Origin of the sequence: Microcella sp. (assembly GCF_033763155.1) — a bacterium.
In the GTDB taxonomy this organism is placed as follows: Bacteria; Actinomycetota; Actinomycetes; order Actinomycetales; family Microbacteriaceae; genus Microcella.
Genome location: NZ_JANRKZ010000270.1, coordinates 1 through 3,998, shown reverse-complemented (window position 1 = coordinate 3,998; position 3,998 = coordinate 1). Strand labels below are relative to the sequence as shown.

Here is a 3,998-nt window from a genome sequence, read left to right as displayed (position 1 = left end):
CGCCCTCGATGCCATCGCTGACCTTGCCGTGCTGCGTCAAACGGGTGCGCGCGGCCTGCGGGCGATCTTGGAAGAAGTGCTCGGCCCGATCATGTTCGAGGTGCCGTCGAATGACGATGTCGAGCGCATCGTCGTGACGCGCGATGTCGTGCTCGAGAACGCGGCTCCCACGATTGTGCCGCGCAGCATCGCTGCGCGCCGCGAGAAGTCTGCCTAACAACGCTCACCTGCGCGTGCCTGCTCGCGGCTGAGCGGGTTACCCTGGCGGCATGAGCGACTCACTGCGCAACCGCTTGAGAGCACTACCGGCGTTTGCCGCCGACCTCCCCACGTTCGACGTGGCGAGTGCTCCGGCGACGGCCCACGAACTCTTTCTGCAGTGGCTCGACCATGCCCTCGCCCACGGAGTGCTGCAACCCCACGCGTGCACCCTCTCGACCGCGGGGCCGACGGGCCACGTCACCGCCCGCACGCTGATTCTCAAAGACCTCGTCGACGGTCAGTGGGTGTTCGCGGGGGCGCGGTCGACACGCAAGGGCATCGATCTGGCAGCAAACCCGAGTGCCGCCCTGACATTCTATTGGCCCGAGCTGGGCCGCCAAGTGCGCGTGACGGGCGAGGTCGAAGAACTGCCGAGCGAGGTGGCGGCTGCTGACTGGGCAGCGCGGCCCGCCGTGACCGAGCCGAGTAACCCCGACTGGGCGGCGTGGGCACTCGCGCCCACCGAAGTTGAGTTCTGGCAAGCACGGCACGATCGCCAGCACGTGCGCCACTGGTACCGCGCCGCACCCTAGGCTCGACCTCGTGCTGCAGCCGATCATCGCCGGGGTCATCGGCGCGCTCACCGGTTTCGCGAGTTCATTCGCCCTCGTCATCGCCGGGCTGCTCGCGGTGGGCGCGAGCCCGGCAGAGGCAGCGAGCGGGCTGCTCGCGCTCTGCATTGGCCAAGCGCTGCTCGCTGGGCTGCTCTCGTGGCGGTTCCGACTTCCCCTGAGTTTCGCGTGGTCAACGCCCGGCGCAGCGCTGCTCGTCGCTGCCGAAGGCTCGACGGGGTCATACGGCGCGGCCATCGGCGCCTTCATCGTGTGCGGGCTGCTCATCCTGATCAGCGGCCTGTGGCCGTGGCTCGGCCGCGCGATGACGCGCATTCCCATGCCACTCGCGGGGGCGATGCTCGCAGGCATCCTGTTTCCCATCTGCATCGCACCGGTCACCGCCGTGATGCACGAGCCCCTGCTGGCCGCCCCCGTCATCATCGTGTGGTTGCTGCTTGTGCGGTGGCTTCCGCGCTGGGCCGTGCCGGCAGCGATGCTGGTCGCGATCGTCGGCGTCGTCGTGAGTGCGGGCAGTGATTGGATGACCGGCGTCAACCTCGCGCCCGCTCTCACCGTCACGATGCCGAGTGTCGACCCGCTCGTGATCGTCTCGCTCGGCGTGCCGCTCTACATCGTCACGATGGCCGGGCAAAACGTTCCCGGCTTCGCGGTCTTAACCACTCTGGGCTACCGCGACGTGCCCGCCCGCACGATGCTCGCCGCCAGCGGTGCTGCAACTGCGCTGATCGCACCGTTCGGCGGGTATGCCCTCAACCTTGCCGCGATCACGGCTGCGCTCATGGCAGGCCCTGACTCGCACCCTGACCCCCGTCGCCGCTGGGTTGCGCCGATTGCGGGTGGTGCTACCTACATTGTTCTTGGGTTTGGTTCTGGGGTGGCCACGGCGCTGGTCTCAGCTGCCCCTCCGATTCTGATCATCGCCGTGGCGGGCCTCGCACTTTTTGGCGCCTTCGCCTCGGGTCTGGTGAGCGCATTCGAGGCGCCAGAAACGCGGCTGACGGCCGCTGTGACGCTCATCGTCGTGGCATCGGGCGTCGTTGTGCTCGGCATCGGAAGCGCCTTCTGGGGCCTGCTCGTCGGCGCGCTCGTCATGCTCGTGACGCACCGTAGGAGTACAGTCGACCCGAGCCGGGCAAAGGAGCCAGAATGACCTCGACCGCTGCTGCAGACCGTCGCGACGCCGCCGTGGGTGCGGCTCGCAAGGGAGCCATTTACGGCATCATCGTCTCGTTTACGCTGACCGCCGTCGTCGGAATCATCGCGCTCTTGAGCGGCGATTTCGGCGAAACACAGGGTCGCATCATTCTCACGACTTTGCTCATGGGTGGCGTGAGCATCACGGCGTTGTGCCACCTCGCGATCGCCGACCGCGCGATGCGCCTCGTCGGATTCGTGGGACTCGCGGCGAGCACGATCGCTCTTGCAACCGGCCTCGTTCTCATTTGGCGCGACTGGAACCTCGAGGGCTTCGACGATTGGCTCAAGGTCTTCGCCATTTCCGGAGTGCTGGCGGTGAGCTTCGCGCATGCCAATCTGCTGTTGCTGCTTGCCGGACGCCGACGTCAGATCATTCGTATCGGACTCATGGTGACGCTCGTCATGATCGCTGCCGTCGCGATCATGATCATTCTGCCGATCGCGAGCGAAGGCGAGATTCCCGGGGCCGGCAACGAAGAGTGGTACTGGCGGCTCTTCGGTGTCGTCGGCATTCTTGACGTGCTCGGTACGGTGGTCGTGCCCGTGCTGGCCATCTTCGTGAAAGATGCGCCCGCTGTGGCGATCGTCGACGCGACGGATGCTCCCGCTCCGCACCCCGCATCGACCGAGCACCTCACGCTGTCGTTGCCGGCCGAACTCTCGCGTGCCATCGAGCAGCGTGCCGCGGTCGACGGGGTGGATACGACCACGGCCGCGCTCGCCGCCCTGCGCCGCGGCCTGCAGTAGAGCGGCCAGCAGTAGAGCCGCCTGCAGGAGAGCCGCCTGCACGAGCCCGGCTCGCTAGCCTGGAGTCATGACCGCCGACCACAACGCCCTGCCGCTCGACGAGACCTAGCGCGCGGCAATGGCCGCCCACGGCCTCGGCTATGCGGTGCTCGACACAAGCGACACCGCGGCGTTTGACCGTTTTCTGCAAGCCGTCTATCGGGGCTTGCACTTTGAGGGACTCACTCCCGAACAGCTCAGCGAGTATCGCGCCGGCTTCGGCCACGCTCGCTCGGTTGCCGTGCACGACAGCACTGCCGCTGAACCCGAAACGCCCGTCGCAACCGTCACCTCGTGGCGCATACCCCTGAGCCTGGGTGATGCGCGCAGCATCGAGGCCTGGGCGATCAGCCTCGTACACGTTGCCTCGACCCATCGCCGCCGGGGTATCGCGCGCGCTCTGCTCGAGGGTGAGTTGCGCTCTGCCCATGAGGCGGGCATCCCGATCGCGATGCTCACGGTTTCTGAAGCAACGATTTATGGCCGCTGGGGCTTCGGGCCCGCGGCCTATAGCGCCGACTATCGCATCTCGACGCGCGAGCTGACGGTCACGGCCCCCGCGACGCCGGGCCGCGTGCACCTGGTCGAGCCACGCGCGGTGCGGCCCCTCGCGCCGGCAATCGCGGCCCGCGCTCACGAGCGCGTGGGTGGCGAGGTTGCGAGCGACGACTTGCACTGGGATCGTGCGTTCGCCATCTCGGCGCGCACCGCGTCGCACGCGCCGAAGCTGCGGGCCGCGCGCTACGACGATGAGCACGGCGATGCGCAGGGCTTCGTGCTCTATTCGGTCAACGAGCACGCGAGCGACTTCTCAGCCCACACGCTCACGGTTGAGCACTTGTGTGCCGCGACCGATGACGCCCTCACCGCCCTGTGGCACTTCGTGCTCGATCAGGATCTCGTCTCGACCGTCGTCGCCGAGTTGCGCCCCGTCGACGAGCCCCTCGAGTGGATGGTCTCGAATCCGCGCGCGGTCGAGACCATTGCGCGGCGAGAACACTTGTGGCTGCGCATTCTCGACGTGCCCGCTGCGCTCTCGGGTCGCCGCTATGCCGCCGCCGACTCGGTGGTGCTGCGGGTGAGTGATTCCCTCGGTTTCGCGACGGGCGAGTGGATGCTCACGACAACCCCCGACGGCGCCGCAACGGTCACGGCCCACGCGGGCGACCCGCACGGCGC

At 67.7% G+C, this 3,998-nt stretch carries 4 protein-coding genes and 1 pseudogene; all 5 read left to right on the top strand.

The window, feature by feature from the left end:
* Positions 1 to 217 (top strand): annotated as a pseudogene (locus SFU54_RS11480) (ATP-dependent Clp protease ATP-binding subunit ClpX); the annotation flags it as partial.
* A gap of 52 nt (positions 218 to 269) precedes the next feature.
* Positions 270 to 794 (top strand): pyridoxamine 5'-phosphate oxidase family protein, encoded by a 525-nt coding sequence (locus SFU54_RS11475; protein WP_319016404.1) that lies wholly within the window; start codon positions 270 to 272, stop codon positions 792 to 794.
* Between the two features lie 10 nt (positions 795 to 804).
* On the top strand, positions 805 to 1,986 hold the full coding sequence (locus SFU54_RS11470; RefSeq protein ID WP_319016403.1) for a benzoate/H(+) symporter BenE family transporter: 1,182 nt from the start codon (positions 805 to 807) through the stop codon (positions 1,984 to 1,986).
* Entirely contained in the window at positions 1,983 to 2,780 is a 798-nt protein-coding gene (locus SFU54_RS11465) for a hypothetical protein (protein WP_319016402.1), read from the top strand. Before SFU54_RS11470 ends, SFU54_RS11465 begins: the two co-directional genes overlap by 4 nt.
* Positions 2,781 to 2,898: 118 nt before the next feature.
* The coding region (locus SFU54_RS11460) for a GNAT family N-acetyltransferase (protein ID WP_319016401.1) at positions 2,899 to 3,998 on the top strand (1,100 nt) is incomplete at its 3' end.

What these genes read in the sequence shown, in the direction of transcription:
- SFU54_RS11475 (WP_319016404.1), top strand. Translation starts at nt 270, where the DNA reads ATGAGCGACTCACTGCGCAACCGCTTGAGAGCACTACCGGCGTTTGCC.
- SFU54_RS11465 (WP_319016402.1), top strand. Translation starts at nt 1,983, where the DNA reads ATGACCTCGACCGCTGCTGCAGACCGTCGCGACGCCGCCGTGGGTGCG.